At 72.9% G+C, this 23,038-nt stretch carries 25 protein-coding genes; 9 read left to right on the top strand and 16 right to left on the bottom strand.

All coding sequences use genetic code 11. From position 1 onward, the window contains the following. Window positions 1-292: 292 nt before the first annotated feature. On the top strand, window positions 293-1,225 hold the full coding sequence (locus GT358_RS01805; RefSeq protein ID WP_166580849.1) for a hypothetical protein: 933 nt from the start codon (window positions 293-295) through the stop codon (window positions 1,223-1,225). 39 nt (window positions 1,226-1,264) lie between these two features. Here GT358_RS01805 and GT358_RS01810 read toward each other — a convergent pair whose 3' ends face one another. Further along, a complete protein-coding gene (locus GT358_RS01810) occupies window positions 1,265-1,906 on the bottom strand; it encodes a biotin transporter BioY (protein WP_166580850.1) in 642 nt (213 codons plus the stop codon). Window positions 1,907-1,965: 59 nt separating this feature from the next. Beyond that, complete coding sequence (locus tag GT358_RS01815) at window positions 1,966-2,379, bottom strand: DUF6314 family protein (protein ID WP_166580851.1); 414 nt, start codon at window positions 2,377-2,379, stop codon at window positions 1,966-1,968. A gap of 103 nt (window positions 2,380-2,482) precedes the next feature. Here GT358_RS01815 and purB point away from each other — a divergent pair, with 103 nt between their 5' ends. After that, window positions 2,483-3,796 (top strand): adenylosuccinate lyase, encoded by a 1,314-nt coding sequence (gene purB, locus GT358_RS01820; protein WP_166580852.1) that lies wholly within the window; start codon window positions 2,483-2,485, stop codon window positions 3,794-3,796. 5 nt (window positions 3,797-3,801) lie between these two features. On the opposite strand, the gene GT358_RS01825 is transcribed toward purB, so the two are convergent. Beyond that, window positions 3,802-4,479, bottom strand: a complete 678-nt coding sequence (locus GT358_RS01825; protein WP_243730642.1) for a LuxR family transcriptional regulator — start codon at window positions 4,477-4,479, stop codon at window positions 3,802-3,804. 154 nt (window positions 4,480-4,633) lie between these two features. Here GT358_RS01825 and GT358_RS01830 point away from each other — a divergent pair, with 154 nt between their 5' ends. The 3 genes from GT358_RS01830 (at window position 4,634) to GT358_RS01840 (ending at window position 7,094) form a co-directional block, all read left to right on the top strand. After that, a complete protein-coding gene (locus tag GT358_RS01830) occupies window positions 4,634-4,789 on the top strand; it encodes a carbohydrate-binding module family 14 protein (RefSeq protein ID WP_166580853.1) in 156 nt (51 codons plus the stop codon). A gap of 82 nt (window positions 4,790-4,871) precedes the next feature. Then, window positions 4,872-5,909 carry a FliG C-terminal domain-containing protein gene (locus GT358_RS01835; protein WP_166580854.1) on the top strand — a complete coding sequence of 346 codons (1,038 nt, stop codon included), beginning with the start codon at window positions 4,872-4,874 and terminating at the stop codon, window positions 5,907-5,909. Between the two features lie 264 nt (window positions 5,910-6,173). Further along, a complete protein-coding gene (locus GT358_RS01840) occupies window positions 6,174-7,094 on the top strand; it encodes a lysophospholipid acyltransferase family protein (RefSeq protein ID WP_166580855.1) in 921 nt (306 codons plus the stop codon). Between the two features lie 3 nt (window positions 7,095-7,097). Here the strand turns inward: GT358_RS01840 and GT358_RS01845 are convergent, their stop codons facing one another. After that, the gene (locus tag GT358_RS01845; RefSeq protein WP_166580856.1) at window positions 7,098-7,802 is read right to left on the bottom strand and encodes a thioredoxin family protein; all 705 of its coding nucleotides are present in this window, start codon (window positions 7,800-7,802) and stop codon (window positions 7,098-7,100) included. A gap of 231 nt (window positions 7,803-8,033) precedes the next feature. Here GT358_RS01845 and acnA point away from each other — a divergent pair, with 231 nt between their 5' ends. Together acnA and GT358_RS01855 are read left to right on the top strand one after the other, a co-directional pair. After that, window positions 8,034-10,724, top strand: coding sequence for an aconitate hydratase AcnA (gene acnA, locus GT358_RS01850; protein ID WP_166580857.1), 2,691 nt, complete (start codon window positions 8,034-8,036; stop codon window positions 10,722-10,724). A gap of 121 nt (window positions 10,725-10,845) precedes the next feature. Continuing rightward, a complete protein-coding gene (locus GT358_RS01855) occupies window positions 10,846-11,172 on the top strand; it encodes a TM2 domain-containing protein (RefSeq protein WP_371416191.1) in 327 nt (108 codons plus the stop codon). On the opposite strand, the gene GT358_RS01860 is transcribed toward GT358_RS01855, so the two are convergent. Genes GT358_RS01860 through yajC form a run of 9 tightly spaced genes read right to left on the bottom strand, consistent with a single transcriptional unit; the run spans window position 11,169 to window position 17,193 of the window. Continuing rightward, entirely contained in the window at window positions 11,169-11,717 is a 549-nt protein-coding gene (locus GT358_RS01860) for a DsbE family thiol:disulfide interchange protein (RefSeq protein ID WP_166580858.1), read from the bottom strand. The genes GT358_RS01855 and GT358_RS01860 overlap by 4 nt on opposite strands. Further along, complete coding sequence (gene ccmD, locus GT358_RS01865) at window positions 11,710-11,856, bottom strand: heme exporter protein CcmD (RefSeq protein WP_371416192.1); 147 nt, start codon at window positions 11,854-11,856, stop codon at window positions 11,710-11,712. Before ccmD ends, GT358_RS01860 begins: the two co-directional genes overlap by 8 nt. Further along, window positions 11,856-12,590 (bottom strand): heme ABC transporter permease, encoded by a 735-nt coding sequence (locus GT358_RS01870; RefSeq protein ID WP_166580859.1) that lies wholly within the window; start codon window positions 12,588-12,590, stop codon window positions 11,856-11,858. The genes ccmD and GT358_RS01870 overlap by 1 nt, the downstream gene beginning before the upstream one ends. Before the next feature lie 41 nt (window positions 12,591-12,631). Continuing rightward, a complete protein-coding gene (ccmB, locus tag GT358_RS01875) occupies window positions 12,632-13,288 on the bottom strand; it encodes a heme exporter protein CcmB (RefSeq protein WP_166580860.1) in 657 nt (218 codons plus the stop codon). Next, complete coding sequence (gene ccmA, locus GT358_RS01880; protein ID WP_371416193.1) at window positions 13,285-13,911, bottom strand: heme ABC exporter ATP-binding protein CcmA; 627 nt, start codon at window positions 13,909-13,911, stop codon at window positions 13,285-13,287. Before ccmA ends, ccmB begins: the two co-directional genes overlap by 4 nt. Then, window positions 13,908-14,261 (bottom strand): Mth938-like domain-containing protein, encoded by a 354-nt coding sequence (locus GT358_RS01885; RefSeq protein WP_166580861.1) that lies wholly within the window; start codon window positions 14,259-14,261, stop codon window positions 13,908-13,910. The genes ccmA and GT358_RS01885 overlap by 4 nt, the downstream gene beginning before the upstream one ends. A gap of 6 nt (window positions 14,262-14,267) precedes the next feature. After that, window positions 14,268-15,239, bottom strand: a complete 972-nt coding sequence (gene secF, locus GT358_RS01890; protein WP_166580862.1) for a protein translocase subunit SecF — start codon at window positions 15,237-15,239, stop codon at window positions 14,268-14,270. Window positions 15,240-15,242: 3 nt separating this feature from the next. Beyond that, window positions 15,243-16,904: a protein translocase subunit SecD gene (gene secD / locus GT358_RS01895; protein ID WP_166580863.1), complete on the bottom strand. Its 1,662-nt coding sequence runs from the start codon at window positions 16,902-16,904 to the stop codon at window positions 15,243-15,245. A 4-nt stretch (window positions 16,905-16,908) separates the two neighbouring features. Continuing rightward, complete coding sequence (yajC, locus tag GT358_RS01900; protein WP_166580864.1) at window positions 16,909-17,193, bottom strand: preprotein translocase subunit YajC; 285 nt, start codon at window positions 17,191-17,193, stop codon at window positions 16,909-16,911. Between the two features lie 210 nt (window positions 17,194-17,403). Between yajC and serS the strand changes: the two genes are divergently transcribed. Both serS and GT358_RS01910 read left to right on the top strand, forming a co-directional pair. Continuing rightward, a complete protein-coding gene (gene serS, locus GT358_RS01905; protein ID WP_166580865.1) occupies window positions 17,404-18,696 on the top strand; it encodes a serine--tRNA ligase in 1,293 nt (430 codons plus the stop codon). Between the two features lie 53 nt (window positions 18,697-18,749). Next, window positions 18,750-19,466 carry a tryptophan-rich sensory protein gene (locus GT358_RS01910; RefSeq protein ID WP_166580866.1) on the top strand — a complete coding sequence of 239 codons (717 nt, stop codon included), beginning with the start codon at window positions 18,750-18,752 and terminating at the stop codon, window positions 19,464-19,466. 4 nt (window positions 19,467-19,470) lie between these two features. Here GT358_RS01910 and der read toward each other — a convergent pair whose 3' ends face one another. Genes der through GT358_RS01925 form a run of 3 tightly spaced genes read right to left on the bottom strand, consistent with a single transcriptional unit; the run spans window position 19,471 to window position 22,932 of the window. After that, window positions 19,471-20,955, bottom strand: a complete 1,485-nt coding sequence (gene der / locus GT358_RS01915; RefSeq protein WP_166580867.1) for a ribosome biogenesis GTPase Der — start codon at window positions 20,953-20,955, stop codon at window positions 19,471-19,473. A gap of 13 nt (window positions 20,956-20,968) precedes the next feature. Beyond that, window positions 20,969-22,258, bottom strand: coding sequence for a PQQ-binding-like beta-propeller repeat protein (locus tag GT358_RS01920; RefSeq protein ID WP_243730643.1), 1,290 nt, complete (start codon window positions 22,256-22,258; stop codon window positions 20,969-20,971). A gap of 8 nt (window positions 22,259-22,266) precedes the next feature. Then, window positions 22,267-22,932: a hypothetical protein gene (locus GT358_RS01925; protein ID WP_166580869.1), complete on the bottom strand. Its 666-nt coding sequence runs from the start codon at window positions 22,930-22,932 to the stop codon at window positions 22,267-22,269. Window positions 22,933-23,038: the final 106 nt, after the last annotated feature.

Raw genomic sequence — 23,038 nt, forward strand, 5'->3', positions numbered from 1 at the left:
CCGGTCCGGCCGGGCAGGACGGGGGCGCCTCCGGGCGCCCCTTGCCGTTTCCGGGACCGTGCGCCTCTCGCCGCGGAGGCGAGCGCGCCTGCAACTCCCGGTCGAGGCCATCCGTCCCGCGGGACGCAGCCCGGAGCAGGACCGGGGCACTGTCATTGCGACGGAAACGGGGCAAGGGGTCGCCCCGAAAACAACAACTTTCCCCAAATGCTCCGAATCCGCGCCTCATCCGCCCTCCAGACAGGACCTGTCGGCCACCCGAGGGTGCGCCGCCCCCCGATGGAGACCCGCGATGACCGACATGCCCCTGCCGCGCACGACGATCGGGCAGCTCGTCTATCCCGAGCCCCCGCGTCTGAACTTCGCCCGCCTCGTCTCGGACCTGCACGCCGCCCTGTCGGGCTGCGGCGTCCAGGACCGCGCCCTCGCCTGGGATCACGACGACGTCGCCATCATCGATGTCGGCGGCTCGCGCGTGGCGCTGTCGCTGGCCGAGGATCTGGGCCGCTGCAAGGGCGCGGCAATCACCGTGACGACGGGCTTCGGCCTGGACGATCGCGGGGGCGACACCCGCCTGGCCCAGCGGCAGGCCGTGCTGGCGCGGCTGATCGCCGGGCGGATCGCCGAGCGGTTCCCCCCGGCCGAGACGATCTGGACCGACAGCCCGGAGATTGCCACTTCCGACCTGTTCGACCGGCTGAACGATGCCCTCGCCCAGCGGCTCGACGCCGAGGAGAGCGAGCGGACGCGCCGCAAGACCAGGGAACGCAGCAACCGGGCGCGCCGCCTGCGCGAGCCGGCCGATGTGGAGCCGATCCTCGCGCGGCTGGAGCGGCGCCTTGCCTCCCGCGCGGCCGCCGACCAGGCCCGGCGCGAGGGCCGCGAACCCCCGTCGCCCGAGGCGGATGCCGGCGCCGGCGGAGAGACGGCGCCGCCCCCCCTGCGGTCGGGCTGGCTCGAGGCGGCCGAGGTGCGCGAGACGCTGGCCGCCTTGCGGGCGGACAACCGACCCTCGGCACCCCTACGGCTGGCCGGTCACATGATGGATGCCACGTTGATGGTCGTGGCGCTGCCGGTCGGCGCAGCGATGATGACCTACGGCCTCGTCCGCGGCGGCGACGTCTATCGCAGCGGGCGGATGCTGGCGCTGTGCGGGATCGGAATGGTCGCCCTCGAGGGCCTGGGCGGCCCCGGCATCGTCAGCACCCTCCTGCCGTCGCTCTGACGGGCGCGCGCCCTGCGCGGGACGCGCGCCCGCAACCCGTCAGGCGCGCGCGTCGCCCACGATCCGCCAGGCGAGCGGCAGGAGCAGCGCCGCGAGCGCGAGCTTGAGCGCGTCGCCCACGAGGAAGGGCCAGAGCCCCCAGGCCAGCGTCTGGGCGAGCGGCGTGGCAAAGGCGTCGGGCTGGAAGGCGCCGCCCGCGACGATGCCGTGCAGCCACACGAGGCCGGGGACGTAGATGATGACGTTGCCGATCAGCATGGCGAGCGCCATCCAGGCCACCGACCGGTCCCAGCCGCGCCGCGCGAGAAGGCCCAGCGCCACGGTGGCCAGCACATAGCCCAGCAGGTAGCCCCCGGTCCCGCCCATCATGTAGGCCAGGCCGCTGTTCGTGGCCGACGAGTTGGCGAACACGTCCGCACCCAGCGCGCCGAGCGCCATATAGGCGAGGATCGTCACCAGCCCGAGCCGCGGCCCGTAGGCCGCGCCGATCCCCAGCACGGCGAAGGTGCCCATGCTGATCGGCACGGGCGAGGGCGGCAGCGGCAGCTTGAGCTTGGCCGCCGCCGTCAGCAGCGCCACGCCCACCGCCACCAGCATCGCCTGCCGCGCCAGGCGGAGCGCGCCCGCCTCGGCGGCGCCGATCTCGGCCAGGACGGGCCGAGCCGTCATGTTCTGGGCCATCTGGGTCTCCCTTGTTCCGGTGGACCGGGTTTGCCGCAGGACCCCGACCTGCGCAAGCGTCAGGCGGGGCGGTGGACGCTCTCCAGCCGGTAGTCCTTGCGGGGGCCATGCGCCGTCCATTCGGTCCGCCAGACCGGCCAGGCGCGGAAGTCGTAGCGCACGCGGTAGAGGTCGGCCCCGCAGCAATGCTCCGTGCCGCGGACCAGGCCCGCGGGGCGGAAGCGGTGAAACGCCCTGCCATCGGCAAAGGCGACCGCGACCTCTCCGCCCTCCCACCGCCAGAGCCAGGCCGCCCGGGCCGGCAGCGGCGGCCCATCGCCCCAGTGCAGCCACCCCTCCTCCTCGAGCCGCAGGCCATCCGGTTCCGCCAGGACCCGCAGGACTCCCTCGAGCCGCCCCGTCCGGCCGGCCAGGCGGTCGTCGAGCCGGCGTTCAAGACGCCAGGGGCGCAGGAAGTCCTCGGCCGCGAGCATGGCCCCTGCCCTAGCGCGGCCGGACTCCGTCGGCCAGCGGGGTCTTGCCCGTCCGCCGCGCGCGCCCTAGGGGTGCCCGGCCCCCCCAGGACGGAGCGCGCCCATGATCCCCCGCTATGCCCGCCCCGAGATGGTCGCGATCTGGGAGCCCCGGACGCGCTTCCGCATCTGGTGGGAGATCGAGGCCCATGCCTGCGACGCCCAGGCCGCCCTCGGCGTCATCCCCAAGGAAGCCGCCGAGGCCGTCTGGAAGGCCCGCGACGCCGAATTCGACGTGGCCCGCATCGACGCCATCGAGGCGGTCACGAAGCATGACGTCATCGCCTTTCTCACCCATCTGGGCGAGATCGTGGGGGTGGAGGAGGCGCGCTTCGTCCATCAGGGGATGACCTCGTCGGACGTGCTCGACACGGCGCTCAACGTCCAGCTCTGCCGCGCCGCGGACCTGCTGATGGGGGGGCTCGACCGGGTCTGTGCCGCGCTGAAGACCCGCGCCTTCGAGCACAGGCTCACGCCCCGCATCGGCCGCAGCCACGGCATCCATGCGGAACCCACGACGCTGGGCCTCACCTTTGCGCGCTTCTACGCCGAGATGGACCGCAACCGCGCCCGCCTGCGCGCCGCGCGCGAGGAGGTGGCGACGGGCGCCATCTCCGGCCCCGTGGGCACCTTCGCCAGCATCGACCCCGCGGTGGAGGCCCATGTCTGCGAACGGATGGGCCTGCGGCCCGAGCCGATCAGCACGCAGGTCATCCCGCGCGACCGGCACGCGATGTTCTTCGCCACGCTGGGCGTCATCGCCTCGGGGATCGAGAACGTCGCCACCGAGATCCGACACATGCAGCGCAGCGAGGTGATGGAGGCGGAGGAATACTTCGCGCCCGGCCAGAAGGGCTCCTCGGCCATGCCGCACAAGCGCAACCCGGTCCTGACCGAGAATCTCACGGGGCTCGCCCGGCTGATCCGTTCGGCGGTGGTGCCCGCGCTCGAGAACGTGGCGCTCTGGCACGAGCGCGACATCAGCCATTCCTCGGTCGAGCGGGGCATCGCGCCGGATGCGACCATCCATCTCGACTTCGCGCTGCACCGTCTGGCCGGCGTCATCGAGAAGCTGGTCGTCTATCCCGAACGGATGCAGGCCAATCTGGAACGCTTCCGCGGGCTCGTCCACAGCCAGCGGGTTCTGCTCGCGCTCACGCAGGCCGGGCTGACGCGCGAGGACGCCTATGCGGCGGTCCAGCGCAATGCCATGCGCGCCTGGGAGGGGGAGGCGGACTTCAAGGCCCTGCTGCTCGCCGATCCGGAGGTCGCGGGCGCGCTGGGCCGCGACGGGGTGGAGGCGCTGTTCGACCTCGGCCACCATCTGCGCCATGTGGACACGATCTTCGAACGGGTCTTCGGCAGCGCCGACGCCTGAGCGCGTCAGATCAGCCGGAGCGCGGCGGCGCGCGAGATCGCCTCGGGGCCGGTCTTGGCCTCGAGCTTGACGCGGGCGCTGCGCAGGCGCTGCTTGATCGCCCCTTCCGAGACGCCGAGCTGCCAGGCGATCTGCTTGAGCCGCTGGCCCGAGCGGACGAGGCGCAGCGCCTCCACCTCGGCGGGGGTGATGTTGACGGGCGGCCGCAGGGCCGCATGGCGGGTCTGGACCGCAACCTCCAGCGCCAGGATCTCGACGTCGCGGAATTCCCGGTCGGGCCGGACGAAGCTGCCGATGCTGCGCTCGCCCGTGGCCGGATCGAGCACGGAGACGGCGGCCCCGAAGCGCAGGCCGAAAGAGGCGGCCTCGGCCAGAAGGCCGTGGGGATCCTCGTCGCGCAGATCGCTCCAGCGGATGGTGCCCTGCGTCGCGAAGGCCCAGCGCATGACCGGATCGTGGAGCATGTAGCCCCGCCGCGTGTAGACGGAGACCCACTCCGCCGGAAGGGCGATCACCTCCTCCATCGGCAGGGCAAAGCCCACGCGGTAGGCCAGGTAATGCCCGCCCGGTGCGAGGGCGGCGATGTCCGCACCGGACCCGCCCGGCGCCGTCCCGAGGGGAGCGTCGTGCCTTCCGCTCGTTTCGAACCGTTCCAAGCTCATCGGCCGTGCCTTGTTTCGCATGTGAGCATATCCCCCGTCCCGGCCCGGGGGCAACGACTGATGCGCCGTCATGGTTGCAGCCCCGAGGACATCACCGCTCCGTGATGGGCCGGCCGTTTGGCGAACGGGACCGCCATGCTAGGTTCCGTTGCGTCACAAGCCGGGAGACCGTCCGATGAAGCGCGTGGCCTTTGTCCTCCTTCTCAGCATGGCGCCCCTGTCCGCCTGGGCCGCCGGCTGCACCCGCGGCCAGGAACAGGCCATGACCTGCGCCGAGGGGACCGTCTGGGACCCGCAGACTGCCACCTGCGTGCCGGTCGTGACGGGCTGAGACCGGTTCCGGCCGGGGCGCCTTAACCCGATCTCAACCTCCGGCGGCGAATCTGGCGGGGCTCCACCCCGGACGATTCGCGATGGCCCCTTCTTCCGCCGCCCCCTGCCCCGACGCGATCCCCCCGTTGCGCAAGGCGGCGATCGTGGTCCAGTTCCTCGCGGGGGACGGGCGCCGGCTGCCGCTCGACGCCCTGAGCGAGGAGGCGCAGGTTGCCCTCGCGCGGGCAGTGGCGGCGCTAGGCGTGGTGGATCGCGGGGAGCTCGATGCCGTCCTGGCCGAGTTCGCGGACCGGCTGGACGGGATTGGGCTTGCCGCCCCGCGCGGGGCGGAGGCGGCGATCGCCGCTCTGGGCGACGCGATCAGCCAGGGCGCGGCCCGCCGCCTGCGGGGCGAGCCTTCGGGCGCCGCGCCGGACCCGTGGGGGGCGCTGGCGGCCCTCCCCCCTGCGGATCTGGCGCGCGCCCTGACGGGCGAGGCGGTGGAGGTGGCGGCCATCGCCCTGTCGCGGCTTCCGCCGGCCGGCGCCTCCGCGGCGCTGGCCCTGATCCCCGGAGAGCGCGCGCGCCGCATCGCCCATGCGATCGGCCGCACGGCACGGGTGGCACCCGATGCGGTGGCCCGGCTGGGCGCCACGCTGGCGGCGGAGCATGCGACCCCCTCCGCCGCGGCCTTTGCCGCCCCGCCCGGCGTGCGCCTGGGCTCCATCCTGAACGCCGCGCCCGCCGCCTCTCGCGAGGCGCTGCTCGATGGGCTGGAGGCGGAGGACGGCGCCTTCGCCGCGGATGTCCGCCGCGCCCTGTTCACCTTCGGGCACATCCCGCGCCGCCTGCGGGCCGAGGACGTGCCCCGCGTGCTGCGCGGGCTGGAGGGACGCCGCACGGCGCTCGCGCTCGCCGCCGCGCGGACCGGTCCCCCGCCCGAGGCCGAGGCGGCCGAGTTCCTGCTCGGGGCCCTGCCCCAGCGGCTGGCGGACACCATCCGCGAGGAGATGGCCGGGCTCGGCCGCTGGCGCGCGGCGGACGGGGATGCCGCCAAGGCGGAGCTGATCGCCGCCATCCGGGCCCGGGCCGAGGCGGGCGAGATCGCGCTGCGCCCCCCCGACGAGGAGGAGGAGTAGGCGTCCCCCCCCGCGAACCCCGTGGCCCCCGGGCCCCCCGCCGCCCCTCGCCCGCCCGGGGCCGGAACGCCCTCGCGCCCGCTGCGGGCGGGGCCTGCGCTGCGGGGCCGGGTCGGACGCGGGCCCCTCCGCTCGCCGGATCGGGGGCGCCCGTCCGCCAGCCGGACCCCGGCGGCGGAGCGCCCCGACCGCGCCGGGGGGTCCGGCCGCGGGTCCGGGCCGAGCCGCTTGGCTTTCGCCCCGCCCGCTCCTATGGCTCGGGTCATGGCGTCCCGCCCCGAACCCCCGCCCGCGGAGGGCGCCCGCTCTCCCACGCCGCTCGACCGGATCACGGACGGCGCGTTCCGCGCGCTCGTGGCAACGGCCCGGGCCATGCCCTTCGAGCGCCGGGTGCCGTTCATGGGCCGGGTCGCGCGCCTCGTCGCCGGACCGCTGGCAGGCTATCGTCGCCGCGCGCTCGAGAACCTCGCGCTGGTCTGGCCGGACAGGCCCGAGGCCGAGCGCCGCGCCATCGCGACCGCCTGCCTCGACAATTTCGGCCGCACGCTGATCGAGAACTATTCGCCCGACGAGTTCCGCCGCCACCTCGCCCGGACCGAGGCGAGGGGCGAGGGGCTGTCCGTCCTCGCCGAGGCCGTGGCCGCCCGGCGGCCGGTCATCATGGTCTCGGGCCATTTCGGCAATTACGAGGCGCCGCGGCACGTGCTGGCCCGGATGGGCTATTCCATCGCGGGCCTCTACAAGGACATGGCCAATCCCCTGTTCAACCGCCACTATGTCCGCACGCTCGAGGCCGTCTCGGGTCCGGTCTTCGCGCGGAGCGCGAAGGGCAATCTGGGCTTCGTGCGCTACATGGCGCGCGGCGGCGTGGCCGCGATCCTGTTCGACCTGCACGACGAGGCCGGACCGGCCATTCCCTTTCTGGGGCGCCCCGCGCGGACCGCGACCACGGCCGCGGATCTCGCGCTGCGCTTCCGGGCGCCGCTGATCCCGGCCTGGGGCATCCGTCTGCCCGACGGGCTGGGCTTCGCGATCGAGGTGGAGGCGCCGATCCCGCACACCGACCCGCTTGCCATGATGACGGACGCGACGCGCCGGCTCGAGGCGCGCATCCGCGCCCATCCCGACCAGTGGTTCTGGGTGCACCGGCGCTGGAAGGCGGCCCCCCCGCCGGCCGGAGTCTAGGCGTCACTCCTCGAGAAGGGCCGCCGCGCGGATGCGCCCGGGGCCGGGCTCCTGCAGCAGCACGGCCACCGGCCCCTCGCCGTCGAGCGGCACCTCGAGGGAGAGCGGCGCCCGCCCGTCCCATTCGCCGACCCGCTCCCAGGCGGTGACGATGTTGCTGTAGGCCACGGTCAGGCCCGCATTCTCGCCCCCGGTGATCTCCACTTCCTCGTGGGGATCGTAGCGCACCACATGGACGACGAGGGGCGGCACGGCCTCCCTCGCCTCGGCCTCGATCCGCAGCCGCCCCCCCTCGCGCGACAGGTGAAGGGCGACCGGCGTGGTCCGCCCGCCATGGGCATGGAGCCGCTCCATCACCGCGACGGCGTCGCCCCCCACCAGCCGGTCGGTGCCGCCCACGATGATCTGCGGCGTATAGACCATCCGCTCGCCGGCCGCGCGGGCATAGGCTTCCTGTCGTGCCGAGAAGGCGGGTGACGCAAAACTGTCGGGCCAGCCGATATAGTCCCAGTAATCGACATGGAGCGACAGCGCGATGATGCCGTCCATCTTGGCCAGTTCCGCCATCATCGCATCGGCCGGCGGACAGGACGAACAGCCCTGCGAGGTGAACAGCTCCACCACCACGGGCAGGGGCGAATCCGCTCCGGCCGGGGGCGGCGCGAAGCTCGAAAGGGCTGCCAGGCCCATCGCCGGAAGGAGTCGCATGAACGGGTCCGTCGCCAGGGGTCGCTCCCGCTTAAGCGGGCGGCCTGCCAGGTGCCAATCAAGGCTTGTTGAGAGGCCGCCCCGGCCTGCGCAGAGCGCGCCGTCCTGCGGCAGATGCGCCACGCCCCCCTTCCCTTTTCGGTGTGCAATGGTATACCGCCGCCGAACCCGCCGCGCCGCCCGGCCATGCCGTCCGGCCCGACGCGACCTGCCAGCGCAAGGAGCCCGCCCATGCCCATCCAGACCGGTCACGATTCCGCCGGGGTCCGCCGGACCCTCGACGTGGCGGGACAGAGCTATGCCTACTACTCCATCCCCGCGGCCGAGGAAGCCGGCCTCGGCGCCTTCGCCCGGCTGCCCGCCTCGCTCAAGGTGGTGCTCGAGAACCTGCTGCGCTTCGAGGACGGCGGCTTCTCGGTCGATCTCGACGACATCCGCGCCTTCGGGCAGTGGGTGGAGAACGGCGGGCGCAGCGAGCGCGAGATCAACTACCGCCCCGCGCGCGTCCTGATGCAGGACTTCACCGGCGTGCCCGCGGTCGTGGACCTCGCCGCCATGCGCGACGGGATCAAGGCGCTGGGGGGCGATCCGCAGAAGATCAACCCGCTCACCCCGGTGGACCTCGTGATCGACCATTCGGTGATGATCGACGAGTTCGGCAACCCGCGCGCCTTCCAGATCAACGTGGACCGCGAATACGAGCGCAACATCGAGCGCTACGAGTTCCTCAAGTGGGGGCAGACGGCGTTCCGCAACTTCCGCGTGGTGCCCCCGGGGACGGGGATCTGCCACCAGGTCAACCTCGAATACCTCGCCCAGGTGGTCTGGACCGACACGGATCAGACCGGCGCGACGGTAGCCTATCCCGACACGCTGGTGGGCACGGACAGTCACACGACCATGGTCAACGGCGCGGCCGTCCTCGGCTGGGGCGTGGGCGGCATCGAGGCCGAGGCCGCCATGCTGGGCCAGCCCGTCTCCATGCTGATCCCCGAGGTGGTGGGCTTTCGCCTGACGGGCCGCCTGCGCGAGGGAACGACGGCGACCGACCTCGTGCTCAAGGTCGTCCAGATGCTGCGCGCGCATGGCGTGGTGGGCAAGTTCGTCGAGTTCTACGGCGAGGGACTCGACCACCTGCCGCTGGCCGACCGGGCGACGATCGGCAACATGGCCCCCGAATACGGCGCCACCTGCGGCTTCTTTCCCATCGACGCCGAGACCTTGCGCTACCTGCGCGGGACGGGCCGCGACGAGGCGCGCATCGCCCTTGTCGAGGCCTATGCCAAGGCCAACGGGATGTGGCGGGGCCCGGATTACGAGCCCGTCTATTCCTCGACCCTCCATCTCGACATGGGCGACGTGGTGCCGGCCGTCTCGGGGCCCAAGCGGCCGCAGGACCACACCCCCCTGACCGAGGCTGCCCAGGGCTTCGCCAAGGTCGTCTCGGACTACCGCAAGGGGGCCCCGCCCAAGGAGGCCGAGGTCGAGAACCAGGGCTACAGGCTGCGCGACGGCTCGGTGGTGATCGCCTCCATCACCTCCTGCACCAACACGTCCAATCCCTACGTCATGATCGGCGCGGGGCTGGTCGCGAGGCGCGCGCGCGAACTGGGCCTCAGCCGCAAGCCCTGGGTCAAGACCTCGCTCGCGCCCGGAAGCCAGGTCGTCTCGGCCTATCTCGAGGCGGCGGGGCTCCAGGACGATCTGGACGCGATCGGCTTCAACCTCGTGGGCTATGGCTGCACGACCTGCATCGGCAATTCGGGCCCGCTCGCGCCCGAGATCAGCAAGGCCATCCACGACAACGACCTTGTCGCCGTCTCGGTCCTGTCGGGCAACCGCAACTTCGAGGGGCGCATCAGCCCGGACGTGCGGGCGAACTACCTCGCCTCGCCGCCGCTGGTGGTGGTCTATGCGCTGGCGGGCGACATGAACATCGACATCACGCGCGACCCCGTGGCCCATACCCCCAGGGGCGAGCCCGTCTATCTGAGGGACCTCTGGCCCAGCCAGGCCGAGATCGCCGAGCTGGTCGAGCGCACCGTCACGCGCGAGGCGTTCCAGGAGAAATATGCCGACGTGTTCAAGGGCGACCACCGCTGGCAGGCAGTCGAGGTCAAGGGCGGCGAGACCTATGACTGGCCGCCCGCCTCGACCTACATCCAGAACCCGCCCTACTTCCGGGGCATGAGCCGCGAGAAGGGCCGGATCGAGGATGTCGTGGGCGCGCGCATCCTCGCCATCCTCGGCGACATGGTGACGACCGACCACATCAGCCCCGCCGGCACCTTCCGCGAGACCACGCCCGCGGGGCGCTACCTCCTCGAGCGGCAGGTCCCGGTGCGCGAGTTCAACTCCTACGGCTCGCGGCGGGGCAACCACGAGGTGATGATGCGCGGCACCTTCGCCAACATCCGCATCCGCAACGAGATGCTGCCCGGCGTCGAGGGGGGCTACACGCTCGGCCCCGACGGCGAGCAGACCTCGATCTACGACGCCGCCATGGCGTGGAAGGCACGCGGCGTGCCGCTGGTTGTGATCGCGGGCCAGGAATACGGCGCGGGCTCGAGCCGGGACTGGGCGGCCAAGGGGACGGCGCTGCTCGGTGTGCGCGCCGTGATCGCCGAATCGTTCGAGCGCATCCACCGCTCGAACCTCGTGGGGATGGGCGTCCTGCCCTTCGAGTTCCTGCCCGGCACGAACCGCCGGACGCTGGGGCTGAAGGGAGACGAGACGGTGACGATCGAGGGACTCGCCGACCTGCGCCCCCGCATGGAGGTGACGGCCCGGATCACCTTCGGCGACGGCCGGACCGAGGAGGTGCCGCTGCGCTGCCGCGTCGATACGGCCGTGGAGGTCGAGTACATGGAGAACGGGGGCGTTCTGCACACGGTGCTGCGCAACCTTGCCCGCGCCGCCTGAGGTGGTGCGGCAGGCAGGCCACAGGGGGGGAGCCGCAGGGCTCCCCTCTCGCCGTGTGGGGCGCCGTTAACCGGATCTTAACGATTCCGTGGCAGAAGGGGGTCGGAGACGGAGGGCGGCCGTGGCGTTGACGACCGAACAGATGATGCTGGTGGAACAGCGGCTCGGCAACGACCGCAAGTCCGTGGGGGTGGCGTATCTCCTGTGGCTCTTCCTGTCGGGCCTCGGGGCGCACCGGTTCTATCTCGGGCGGCCGGGGACGGCAGTGGCGCAGATGGGGCTGTTCGTGCTGGGCTGGGTCCTGCTGGTGGTCGCGGTAGGGTTCGTGCTGCTGCTGGCCTGGGGCATCTGGGCGCTGATCGACGCCTTCCTGATCCCCGGCATGGTGGAGGAGGACACGCGCCGGCGGCGCGAGCGGCTGGTGGCGGACCTGCGCGCGGGCCTCTAGCCCCCGGCCGCCGCCCGCTCGAGCGCCGGGCGCAGCCGCGTCTCGACCAGCTGCGGGGTCAGGGGAAAGGGCATCCGGTCCACCACGCGCCCGTCGCCCGCCAGAACAAAGGTCTCGGGCACGCCATAGGTGCCCCAGTCCACGCCAGCGCGGTTCGTCGCGTCCGCTCCCACTCCGACATAGGGATTGCCGAGTTCGGCCAGAAAGGCGAGCGAATCGGCCTGCCGGTCGCGCACGGCGATGCCGTAGATCGGCAGCCCCTCCCCGGCCAGGTCCACGAGGACGGGATGCTCGAGGCGGCAGGGCGCGCACCACGAGGCCCAGAAGTTCACGAGCTTCACCCGCCCGTCGGTCAGGACGGCCGGATCGAAGGGCGGATGGCCCGGCAGCGCCTCGAGCACCGGGGGCGGCGCCACCTGCCCGATCAGGGCCGAGGGCAGCTCCTGCGGACCCCGCTCGCGCGTGGCCATGCCGGCCGCGAACAGCCCGGCCATCGCGGCGAACACCACGAGCGGCGCGAGCACGAGGGGAGAGACCCTAGCCATCGCCGCGCTCCGCCCGCTCCATCTCGGCGCGCACGCGGCGCCAGCGGTACCAGCTCCAGCCCGTGATCGCGGCGAGCAGCGCCAGCGCCACCGCGTAGGAGGCGAGCACCGCGAAGGCGTAGGGTCCGAGATCGGGCATCAGGCCTCGAGCCTCCGGGCCCGCGCCTCGAGGGCGCGCATCCGGCGCAGGCGGATCTCCGTCCCCGTGCGCATGAACACGAGCGCGACGAACAGGAGCACGAAACCCGCGATGCAGACGAGAAGCGGGATCCAGAACACGTCGTGGATGTTCTCCTGCCGGTCGAGCGAGAGGGTGGCGCCCTGGTGCAGCCCCTGGTTCCAGAAGTTGACCGCATAGCGCGACAGGAGCGCGAAGACCGAGCCCACGAGGCAGAGCATTCCCGTCAGATCCGCGGCCGTGTCGGGATCGGGGACCGCCTCCCACAGGGCGATGTAGCCGAGATAGAACAGGAACAGGATCAGGAACGAGGTGAGCCGCGGGTCCCAGGCCCACCAGGTGCCCCACATGGGCTGGCCCCAGAGCGCGCCGGTCGCGAGTGCGATCAGGGTGAAGGTGATCCCCACCGGAGCGGCTGCCTTGGCGGCGAGGGCCGAGACGTGGTGGCGCCGGATCAGCCAGACGAGCGAGGCGACCAGCATCATGATCCAGGCGTTGATCGCCATCATCGCCGCCGGCACGTGGAGGAAGATGATCTTGACGGTCGAGCCCTGCCGGAAATCGTCGGGCGTCAGGAAGAACCCCCAGGCCAGCCCGACCGCGAGGCACAGCAGCGCGAGGCCCGACACCCAGGGGATGAGCGGGGTCGTGGTGTCGATGAACTTCTTGGGGTTGGCGTAGTCCCAGACCGACATGGACCTTCTCTAGTCCCCCGCGCCGTCCGCCTCAACCGGGCTCAGCGGAGATTGATCCGCAGGACGGCCCCCGCGGCGAAGGGCAGAAGGGCGAGCGATCCGGCGCTGATGCCTCCCAGCATGAGCAGCGGCACCGTCGCGTCCAGCCCCTCGGCCCCGCGCCGCGCCGCCTCGGCCCCGAAGATCAGCGTGGGCACATAGAGGGGCAGCACGAGCAGCGACAGCAGGAGCCCCCCCCGCCGCACCCCCACGGTCAGCGCCGCCCCGAAGGCGCCGATCACCGACAGAGCGGGCGTGCCCAGAAGCAGCGTCCCCGCCAGCCACAGGAGCGCCGCCCCCTCGCCGTGCAGCAGCACCCCGAGCGGGATCGCGGCGAGCGAAAGGGGAAGGCCCGTGGTGATCCAGTGCGCCGCCGCCTTGACCAGCGCCACCCCTTCGAGCGGCAGGGGCGAGGTGGCGAGCAGCGGCAGCGCGCCGTCCTCCCAGTCGAGCGCGAACAGTCGGTCGAGCGACAGGAGCGTGGCAAGCAGCGCCGCGACCCACAGCACCCCCGGCCCGATCCGCGCCAGCACCGCCGCTTCGGGCCCGACGGCGAAGGGGACCAGCACCACGACGATCAGGAAGAAGGCGAGCGCGAGACCGAACCCCCCGCCGGCCCGCACCGCAAGCCGCAGGTCGCGCAAGAGCAGCGCCCTCACAGGAAGGCCGCGTCCGGGCCCGCGGTCGCGCGCGGATCGGCGCGGTGGGCGGACAGGTCGAGTTCGGGCGCCTCGATCCCCAGCGGCGCGTGGGTGGCGATCACCGCGACACCGCCGCGCGCAAGATGGGCCTCGCGCAGCCATCCGGCCAGCCGCGCGACCGAGGCCGCGTCGAGCGAGACGGTGGGCTCGTCGAGCAGGAGCACCGGGCGGTCGACAACGGCGAGCCGCGCGAGCCCCAGCCGCCGCGCCTGACCGGCCGAGAGCGTGGCCCCGCGACGGTGGCGCAGGGGCCGGAGCGCGAAGGCGTCGAGCGCCTCCTCGGCCAGGGGCCGGTCGTGGAGCGCGGCCCAGAAGCGCAGGTTCTCCTCGACCGTCAGCGCGGCCTTGACCCCGTCGGCATGGCTTGCGTAGGCGGCGGCGTCGGGTTGCATCTCGATCCGGCCGGCAAGGGGGGGCGCGAGGCCCGCGAGGCAGCGCAGCAGCGACGTCTTTCCCGCCCCGTTCGGTCCGCGCAGGACCAGCGCCTCGCCGGGGCGGAGCGCGAAGTCGATCCCTTCGAGCAGCGGCACGCCCCCCCGCGCGACGGCGAGCGCCACCGCGCGCAGGACCGGCGCGGTCACACCGGGATCAGCGCGAGGCCGACGCGCCGCCCCTCCGCCAGAAGGACGTTGTAGGTGCGGCAGGCCGAGGGCGTCCCCATCGGCTCGAAGGCGAGGCCCGCCCCCTCCAGCGCCGCGCGGAACGGGGCGGGCAGCGGCGAGAGGGCGGCGCCCGTGCCCACAAACAGCACGTCGAGCGCCGCGGCGGCGGCCAGAAGCGTCCCCGTGTCCGCCCAGCCGCCCCAGGGCACGACCCCCGAGGGCAGCACCAGGACCGGTCCCCGATGGACGACGCCGCCGACCCGGACAAAGCCGGGGCCGTAGCCGTCCACCGGCTGGCCTTCGGGGAACTCCGTCTCGGTCAGGCGCATGGCGGCTCAGGCGTCGATATCCGCAAAGGCGTTCCGGCTGGGCTTCTTGGCCTTGTCGCCGCGGGGCAGCCCCAGATAGAGCACCAGGTTCTTGGCGACGTAGATCGAGGAATAGGTTCCCAGCAGCACCCCGATGATGATGGCGAGCGCGAATCCTCGGATCACGTCTCCGCCCCAGATCAGCAGGGCGAACAGCGCCAGCAGCGTCGTGCCCGAGGTCATGAAGGTGCGGCTCAGCGTCTCGTTCACCGACAGGTTCATGACCTCGCGCAGGGGCATGGTCTTGTACTTGAGCAGGTTCTCCCGCAGCCGGTCGAACACCACCACCGTGTCGTTGATCGAATAGCCGAGGATGGTCAGCAGCGCGGCCACGGTGGTGAGATCGAACCGGATCTGGAACAGGGCGAAGATGCCGATGGTCACGATCACGTCGTGCACCAGGGCGACGACGCCGCCCACGGCATATTGCCACTCGAAGCGCATCCAGAGATAGACCATGATGAGCAGCGAGGCTGCGACGACCGCGATGATCGCCGAGCGGATCAGCTCGCCCGACACCTTGGGCCCGACCGATTCGACCGAGGTGAAGCGCACCTCCGGGTCCACCGCCCTCAGGGCCGCCTCGGCGCGGGCGATGGCCTCGCCGCTGACCGCCTCCTCGCCGTCCTGGATGCCGATGCGGATCTGCGCCACGTGCTGGTCGGCGTCGAAGGTGGGGTCGAAGACCTGCGTGATGGCCACGTCGCCGAGATCGAGCCCCGACAGCGCCTGCCGGTAGGCGCCCACATCCACGGGCTGCGACGATTCCGTGCGGATCGTCGTGCCGCCCTGGAAGTCCACGCCGAAGTTCAGGCCCATGACCGCCCACACGGCGATGGCCGCCGCCATCAGCACCCAGGAGCCCCAGAAGAACAGCCACTGGGCGCGGAAGAAGTCGATGTTGGTCTGGTCGGGAACGACCTTCAGTCTCCAGGCCATGTGCTACACCACCACCGTCTTGGGCCGTCGGCTGTTGAACCACACCGAGACCATGAGCCGCGTCACGAAGAGCGCCGTGAACACGGAGGTGACGATCCCCAGCCCGAGCGTCACGGCAAAGCCGCGGACGGGACCCGCCCCGAGAAAGAACAGGACGCCCGCCGTGATGAGCGTCGTGATGTTGGCGTCCACGATGGCCGACATCGCCTTCTGGTAGCCGAGGTCGATGGCCCGGGCAGGCCCGGCGCCGCGGCGCAGCTCCTCGCGGATGCGCTCGAAGACCAGGACGTTGGCATCGACGGCCATGCCGATGGTCAGGACGATCCCGGCCAGGCCGGGCAGGGTCAGCGTGGCTCCGATCACCGACAGGGCCGCCACGAGCAGGGTGATGTTGATGGCCAGCGCCGCCGAGGCCATGACCCCGAACAGCCCGTAGGAGGCGATGATGTAGGCCACGACGACGGCCAGGCCGATCAGCGCCGCCGTCCGGCCCGCCTCGATCGAATCCTGCCCCAGCTCGGGTCCGACGGTGCGTTCCTCCAGAAAGGTCAGGCCGGCCGGCAGCGCACCCGCCCGCAGCAGCACCGCGAGGTCGGTGGAGCTTTCGACCGTGAAGTTGCCCGTGATGATGCCGGACCCGCCGGGGATCGCGCTCTGGATCACGGGCGCGGAGATCACCTCGTTGTCGAGAACGATCGCGAAGGGCTCCCCGATGTTCTGCGCGGTGTATTCGCCGAAGGCGCGCGCCCCTTGCGGGTTGAAGCGGAAGTTCACCGCCGGCCGGCCGTTCTGGTCGAAGGAGGGTTGTGCATCCACGAGCTGCTCGCCCGTGACGACCGGGGTGCGGTCGAGCGCATAGAAGACTCCCGGCTCGTCCAGCGCGGGAACCAGCATCCCGCCGGGACCCGGATCGGCGGCGGGGTCGGTCGTGCGCTGGATCACCGGATGGAAGGTGAGCTGCGCCGTGGTGCCGATCAGGTCCTTGACCTCCTGCGCGCTGCCCACGCCCGGCACCTGCACCAGGATGCGGTCGGCGCCCTGCCGCACGATGGTGGGCTCGCGCGTGCCGACCTCGTCGATGCGGCGGCGGATGATCTCGAGCGCCTGTCGCACGGTGCGGTCGTCGGTCGCCGCACGCTCGGCCTCCGACAGGCGGACCGTCAGCAGCGTGCCGTCCGCCGTCACCTCGATGTCGGGGGCGCCGCCGCCCGTCAGCGTGGGCACCGGCCGGGCGAGGCCGCGCACGATCTCCACCGCCCGGGGCACGCCCGAGGGCTCGGAAATGCGGACGGAGAGTTCGGTCGGCACGATCTGCTCGCGCGTGACGAAGCCCACGGTCTCGCGCTCGGCCGCCAGCGCGTCGCGCACCTCGGGCCAGAGCGCATCCATCCGGCTTTCATAGACGTCCTCGACCTGCACCTCCGCGAGGAGATGGGCGCCGCCGCGCAGGTCGAGGCCCAGATTGACGAGCCCCGAGGGCAGCCAGGCCGGCCACAGGGCGGCCTCGGCCTCGAGTTCGGGGCTGGTGATTCCCGCCGCGATCTGGGCGCGGGCGTCGTTGGCCCGCTCCACGCGGTCGTAGAACAGGTTGGGCGCCGCCAGCACGAGGGCGCCCACGATGGCCGCGACCACCAGAAGCCGCTGCCAGAGGGGCATGAAGATCACGGGGTCAGACCTTGGCAGGCTCGGTCTTGTTCAGGACCGAGGACACGGTGGAGCGGACCACGCGGACCTGCACGCCGGGAGCGATCTCGACCTCGATCTCGTTCTCGCCGTCCTTGACCTTGGTGATCTTGCCGACGATTCCGCCGGAGGTCACGACCTGGTCCCCGCGCCGCAGGGCGGCGACCATGGCCTGATGCTCGCGCAGCTTGCGCTGCTGGGGCCTGATCAGCAGAAAATACATGATCAGGAAGACGAGAACGAGCGGGATGAGGGAAACGATGCCTTCCATGGCGGTCCTTTGGGTGGCGCGGGAGGGGGGCCCCCCGAAAGTCGCGGCAACATAGGGGCCGGGTCCGCCCTTGTCCATCGCGTGACACGAGGGGGTGAAGCCGGCCGGGACCGGGGTCGCGCCGCAGCGACGGGCGGACTTCCCCCCCGGCGCGGTTTCGGCCTATGACGCGCGCGCCGTCCGAAGGGATGGCCACGAGGGGCCGAGACCATGCACGACATCCGCGCCATCCGCGAGAATCCCGACGCCTTCGATGCCGCGCTGGCGCGCCGCGGCCTGCCGCCCCAGAGCCCCGCGCTTCTCGCCCTCGACGAAGAGCGCCGCGCCCGCATCCACGCCGCGGAGACGGCCCAGGCCGAGCAGAACCGCGCCTCGCGCGAGGCCGGCGCCGCCAAGGGGCGGGGCGACGAGGCCGGATTCGAGCGCCTGCGCGCCCTGGTCGCCGCCAAGAAGGCCGAAATCGCCGCCCTGGGCGAGGAGGCCGACCGCCTCGACCGTGCCCTGCGCGAGGCGCTGCTGGCGCTGCCCAACCTGCCCTATCCGGACGTGCCGGACGGGGCGGACGAGAGCGGCAATGTCGAGATCCGCCGCTGGGGCGAGCCGCGGGCCTTCGCCTTCCGCCCCCTCGAGCACCACGAGATCCCCGCCGCCCGCGCGGGCCTCGACTTCGAGGCGGCCGCGCGCCTTTCGGGCAGCCGGTTCGTCGTCCTCCACGGGGCGCTGGCGCGGCTGCACCGGGTGCTGGCGCAGTTCATGATCGACCTGCACGTGGAGGAGCACGGCCTGCGCGAGACCTGGACGCCGGTTCTGGTGCGCGAGGGGGCGATGGTGGGTACCGGACAGCTGCCCAAGTTCGGCGGCGACAGTTTCCGCACCACGGACGACTTCTGGCTGATCCCCACCGCCGAGGTGACGCTGACCAACCTGGCCGGCGGGCTGATCCTCGACGAATCCGCCCTGCCCCTGCGGCTTGTGGCCCATACCCAGTGCTTCCGCTCGGAGGCCGGCAGCGCAGGCCGCGACACGGCCGGGATGCTGCGCCAGCACCAGTTCGAGAAGGTGGAGATGGTCTCGATCACCCACCCCGACGCCTCCGAGGCGGAGCATGCCCGCATGACCCGCTGCGCCGAGGCGGTGCTCGAGCGGCTGGGCCTGCCCTACCGGACGGTGGTGCTCTGCACCGGCGACATGGGCGCGGGGGCGCGCCGGACCCACGACCTCGAGGTGTGGCTGCCCGGCCAGAACCGCTTCCGCGAGATCAGCTCCGTCTCCACCTGCGGGGATTGGCAGGCGCGGCGGATGGACGCGCGCTTCCGACCTGCCGGGGGCGGGCGGCCCGACTTCGTGCACACGCTGAACGGATCGGGGCTCGCCGTGGGGCGGACGCTGATCGCGGTGCTGGAGAACGGGCAGGAGGAGGACGGCTCCGTGACCCTGCCCGAGGTGCTGCGCCCGCGCCTCGGCGGCGCCTCGCGGCTGACGCCCGCCGGCGATCTGGCCTGATCCGGCGGGCCGGGGGGCTTGGGTCCGCGCGATCCCGCCCTAGATCGGGGGGCATGAGACCCCTGCCCCTCCTTGTCCTCGTCTTCACCCTCGCCTTTGTCGCGTCGGGCTACTTCTTTCCGTTCGACGGCTACGACACGGGGCAGGTGCCCATCCCGCAGCCCGATCCGCCGGTCCAGCCGGCGGGCTGGGCCTTCTCCATCTGGGGCCTGATCTATCTGGGCCTGATCGTGTCGGCCCTCGTCGGCGTGTTCGCGCGGGCGGACGACCCTGATTGGGACGCCGTGCGCGGCCCCCTGCTGGCCAGCCTGATCGTCGGCACGCCCTGGCTCGCGGTGGCGCAGCGCTCGGCGATCTGGGCCAGCATCATGATCGTGGTCATGGCCGTGCTCGCCATCTGGGCCGCCTCGCGCGCGCCCGAGCGGGACCGCTGGCTCCTGCGGGCGCCGGTGGGGCTCTATGCGGGCTGGCTGACGGCAGCGTCGTTCGTCTCGTGGGGCAGCACGGCCGGTGGCTTCGGCTGGCTCACGCCCGAGGCGGCGGCCTATCTGTTCGTGGGCGGCGCGGTGGCGGCGGCGCTGATCGTGCAGTCCTGGCTGGGCCGGGTGCCGACCTTCGCCGTGGCGGCGGGCTGGGGCCTGTTCGGGATCGCTGCCAAGAACCTGGGCGTCCTGCCCGTCCTGTCGGCGGGCACGGCCGCAGGGATCGTGCTGCTGGCGGCCGTGGCCTGGTGGCGCTGGCGCGAGGGCCCCGCCGTCCGCTTGGTCTGAGGGGCTACTTGCGGCCCAGATGCTTGGTCAGCGCGGTGGCGCGCGGCGCGCGGCGGCCCGCATAGGGGTTCTTCTGCCCCTGGTCGCGCACCATGAGCCGGATCGGCGTGCCGGGCAGGTCGAACGCCTCGCGCAGGCCCGAGACGAGGTAGCGCCGATAGGTCTCGGGCAGCTCGTCCCCCTGGCTCGCCATGACCACGAAGGCCGGCGGCCGCGCCTTGACCTGGGTCATGTAGCGCAGCCGGATGCGGCGGCCGCCCGGCGCGGGGGGCGGGTGCGCCTCGGTGGCGGCGGCGAGCCAGCGGTTGAGACGGCCCGTCGGGATGCGGCGGTTCCAGACCTCGTGCGCGCGCAGGACCGCCTCGTGCAGCCGGTCGAGACCGCGCCCGGTCCGCGCGCTGACCGTGACCAGCGGCGCCCCGCGCAGCTGCGGCAGGAGGCGCTCGAAGGCGGCCTTGAGCGCGGCCAGGCGCTCGGCCCGGTCCTCCACGACGTCCCACTTGTTGACGGCCACGACGACCGCGCGGCCCTCGCGCTCGGCCAGGTCGGCGATGCGCAGGTCCTGCTGCTCGAAGGGGATGTCCGCGTCGAGCAGGACGACAACCACCTCCGCGAAGCGGACCGCCCGCAGCCCGTCCGAGACCGAGAGCTTCTCGACCTTGTCGGTGACACGCGCGCGCCTGCGCATCCCGGCCGTGTCGAAGATGCGCACCGGCGTGCCCTCCCACAGGGTCGCCACCGAGATCGCGTCGCGCGTGATCCCCGCCTCGGGCCCCGTGAGAAGGCGCTCCTCGCCCAGGATGCGGTTGACGAGCGTGCTCTTGCCCGCGTTGGGCCGGCCGACCACGGCGATCTGGAGCGGGCGGCGCGCCGAGGGGCGCCAGGATTCGTCGGCCTCCGGCTCCTCGGCCTCCTCGGTCTCGGAGCCGTCCCAGCCGAGATCCACATCCGTCTCGGGGGCGCGCTCCTCCTCGGCCGCCGCCTCCTCGGCCAGGGTCTCGGCCAGCGGCATCAGGGCCGAGAGCAGGTCCTCCATCCCCTCGCCGTGCTCGGCCGAGAGGCGGATGGGCTCGCCCAGGCCCAGCTCGAACGCCTCGAGCCAGCCCGCCTCGCCGGCGCGGCCCTCGGCCTTGTTGGCGGCGAGGAGCACGTGGCGGGCGCGCCGCCGCAGCAGGTCGGCGAGCGCGCGGTCGGTGGGCGTCAGGCCCTGCCGCGCGTCGATCAGGAACAGGCAGACATCGGCCGAATCGATCGCCCGCTCGGTCAGGCGGCGCATCCGGCCCTGGAGCGAATCGTCCGTCGCCTCCTCGAGACCCGCGCTGTCCACCACGGTGAAGCGCAGCGGGCCCAGACGCCCCTGCCCCTCGCGCAGGTCGCGCGTCACGCCCGGCTGGTCGTCCACCAGGGCGAGGCGCTTGCCCACCAGGCGGTTGAACAGCGTGGACTTGCCCACATTCGGCCGGCCGACGATGGCGAGCGTGAAGGCCAAGGACCGCCCTCCCTCAGCGGAAGGCGTTGAGCCGCCCGTCCGCGGTCAGGACATAGAGCGTGCCCCCCGCCACGACAGGGGCCGAGACCGCACCCGCGGGCAGTGCCACGTCGCCGAGCGGCGCGCCCGTCGCCGGATCGAACTGCCGCAGGACCCCGTCCGAGGACGCGACGATCAGCCGCCCCCCCGCCAGGACCGGCCCCACATGCGCGGTCACGCCCCGGCGGCGGCTCTCCTGCGGCAGCGGCACCCGCCAGATCGTGGCGCCGGTCGCCGCCTCGAGGCGCAGAAGCTGGCCCACATCGTTGACGAGGAAGACCGAATCGCCAGCCGGCCAGACCGGGGCGACCGCTCCCTCCGGCACGGACCAGAGCGGCGTGCCCGTCTCGACCGACAGGGCGGCTAGCCGCCCGGACACGTTGCCCACATAGACCGTCCCGCCGGCAATGACGGGGTCGGCCCCGATATCGGTCGCGGCAAAGGCGGCAGCGCGGCCCGGCCTCTGGCCGGCGACAAAGCTCTCCCACCGCCGGAACCCGCCGCCGGGAAACACGCCCGCCACCTCGCCCGAGGCGAAGGGCAGCACCACGAGGTCGCCGCGCGCTGCGGCCCCCGCGCCCCCGGCGAACGAGGCGGCCGTGGGGTTGCTCGCCTCCTGCCAGCGGATGCGACCATTGGCGCGCTCCAGCGCCCAGGCGCGGCCGTCCCGGGCCATCACGACGACCAGATCGCCCAGGATCAGCGGCGCCGAGGTTCCGGCCGCGTTCAGGTCCTGCACCCAGCGCGGCTCGCCCGTGGCCGCATCGAGCGCGGTGAGCCGCCCGTGGCCCGTGGTCACGACCACAAGCGCCCCGTCCGTGGCCAGGCCGCCGCCGGAGGCGGAGTCCCGCACTATGCCGGGCGGCGTCACGTCCCGGGCCCACAGGAGCTGTCCGGCCGTGGAATGCGCCGTCACCGTCGCCCGCGCATCGAGCGCGAAGACCCGGCCGCCGGCGACGACCGGCTCGGCCGTGATCCGGGCACGGCGGCTGTTGCCCTCGCCCAGCGGCACCGAGAAGGCCAGCGACAGCGCGCCGGGCAGCGCCGGATGCCCGCCTGCCCGGGCCGGGTTTCCGCCGCGGTGGGTCCAGTCCGCGTTGGCCTGCTGGGGCGGGAGCTGAAGACCGCGCGGGGCCGCCACGCGCTCGACATTGGCCAGCGTGCCGTCGCGCAGCGGCAGCCGCTCGCCGGGCAGGGGAACCTCCTGCGTGCCGCAGCCGGCCAGAACGAGGCCCAGCAGGATGCCGGGAAGGAACTTCTGCATGCGCTCGCTCATGGCTGGGGCGTGATGAGGGGAGGGTCGGGCTCGGCCGCGGCCGGCGGCTCGCCCAGGGCGGTCAGCAGCGCGGAGACGCGGTCGGCCTGCGCGCTGCCGATCCCGTCCTCCCCGAGCAGGTCCCGAAGCCGCGCGACCGCGCCGGACTCGTCCCCCTGCCGCAGGTCCCACAACGCCCGCTGCTCGAGCGCGAGGAGCCGGAACGGAGCACCGGGCGCGGCCAGCATCTCGAGCGCGGCCGGATCGGCCTCGGCCCCGCGGACCATCTGCGCCTTGAGCGCGGCGAGGTCGCGCCAGAGCGGGCGCAGCGTCGCGTCCTGCGCGACCCGGTCGTAGGAGGCGGCAGCAGCGGCGACATCGCCCGCTTCGGCCTGTTCGGCGGCCAGAAGAAGGCGCGCGACCGGATGCTCCGGCAAGGCGGCCAGGGCGGCGAGCCGTTCCGCGCCGTCGGGCGCTTCCAGAGCGGCCAGAAGGGCGTCTCCGCGGGCCTGCGCCTCGGCCAAGGCGCGGCTGTTGCGCCACTCGAGGAAGGCGGCCCCGCCGACGATCGCCAGCAGTCCGAGGCCGACCAGCCAGCCCCAGCGCCGGAACCAGCGGTGCAGCCGCTCGCGGCGGACGGCTTCCGTCACCTCGTCGATGAAGCTGTCCGACGTATTGGCCACGCCTTCCCCCGTCTCCGACCGCCGGGCTCCGGTCCGGTCCCCGCGGGACCTGCCCCCGACCGGCCCGGTCCGATCCCGCCCGCTCCCCGACGGAGTGGGCCGCGGC

It is taken from the genome of Rubellimicrobium sp. CFH 75288 (genome assembly GCF_009904055.1).
Taxonomy (GTDB): Bacteria; Pseudomonadota; Alphaproteobacteria; order Rhodobacterales; family Rhodobacteraceae; genus Rubellimicrobium.

Excerpts from the sequence above, each read along its gene's own strand:
- GT358_RS01805 (WP_166580849.1), top strand. The coding sequence starts at position 293 with ATGACCGACATGCCCCTGCCGCGCACGACGATCGGGCAGCTCGTCTAT.
- GT358_RS01810 (WP_166580850.1), bottom strand. The coding sequence starts at position 1,906 with ATGGCCCAGAACATGACGGCTCGGCCCGTCCTGGCCGAGATCGGCGCC.
- GT358_RS01815 (WP_166580851.1), bottom strand. The coding sequence starts at position 2,379 with ATGCTCGCGGCCGAGGACTTCCTGCGCCCCTGGCGTCTTGAACGCCGG.
- purB (WP_166580852.1), top strand. The coding sequence starts at position 2,483 with ATGATCCCCCGCTATGCCCGCCCCGAGATGGTCGCGATCTGGGAGCCC.
- GT358_RS01825 (WP_243730642.1), bottom strand. The coding sequence starts at position 4,479 with ATGCGAAACAAGGCACGGCCGATGAGCTTGGAACGGTTCGAAACGAGC.
- GT358_RS01830 (WP_166580853.1), top strand. The coding sequence starts at position 4,634 with ATGAAGCGCGTGGCCTTTGTCCTCCTTCTCAGCATGGCGCCCCTGTCC.
- GT358_RS01835 (WP_166580854.1), top strand. The coding sequence starts at position 4,872 with ATGGCCCCTTCTTCCGCCGCCCCCTGCCCCGACGCGATCCCCCCGTTG.
- GT358_RS01840 (WP_166580855.1), top strand. The coding sequence starts at position 6,174 with ATGGCGTCCCGCCCCGAACCCCCGCCCGCGGAGGGCGCCCGCTCTCCC.
- GT358_RS01845 (WP_166580856.1), bottom strand. The coding sequence starts at position 7,802 with ATGCGACTCCTTCCGGCGATGGGCCTGGCAGCCCTTTCGAGCTTCGCG.
- acnA (WP_166580857.1), top strand. The coding sequence starts at position 8,034 with ATGCCCATCCAGACCGGTCACGATTCCGCCGGGGTCCGCCGGACCCTC.
- GT358_RS01860 (WP_166580858.1), bottom strand. The coding sequence starts at position 11,717 with ATGGCTAGGGTCTCTCCCCTCGTGCTCGCGCCGCTCGTGGTGTTCGCC.
- ccmD (WP_371416192.1), bottom strand. The coding sequence starts at position 11,856 with ATGCCCGATCTCGGACCCTACGCCTTCGCGGTGCTCGCCTCCTACGCG.
- GT358_RS01870 (WP_166580859.1), bottom strand. The coding sequence starts at position 12,590 with ATGTCGGTCTGGGACTACGCCAACCCCAAGAAGTTCATCGACACCACG.
- GT358_RS01885 (WP_166580861.1), bottom strand. The coding sequence starts at position 14,261 with ATGCGCCTGACCGAGACGGAGTTCCCCGAAGGCCAGCCGGTGGACGGC.
- secF (WP_166580862.1), bottom strand. The coding sequence starts at position 15,239 with ATGGCCTGGAGACTGAAGGTCGTTCCCGACCAGACCAACATCGACTTC.
- yajC (WP_166580864.1), bottom strand. The coding sequence starts at position 17,193 with ATGGAAGGCATCGTTTCCCTCATCCCGCTCGTTCTCGTCTTCCTGATC.
- serS (WP_166580865.1), top strand. The coding sequence starts at position 17,404 with ATGCACGACATCCGCGCCATCCGCGAGAATCCCGACGCCTTCGATGCC.
- GT358_RS01910 (WP_166580866.1), top strand. The coding sequence starts at position 18,750 with ATGAGACCCCTGCCCCTCCTTGTCCTCGTCTTCACCCTCGCCTTTGTC.
- GT358_RS01920 (WP_243730643.1), bottom strand. The coding sequence starts at position 22,258 with ATGCAGAAGTTCCTTCCCGGCATCCTGCTGGGCCTCGTTCTGGCCGGC.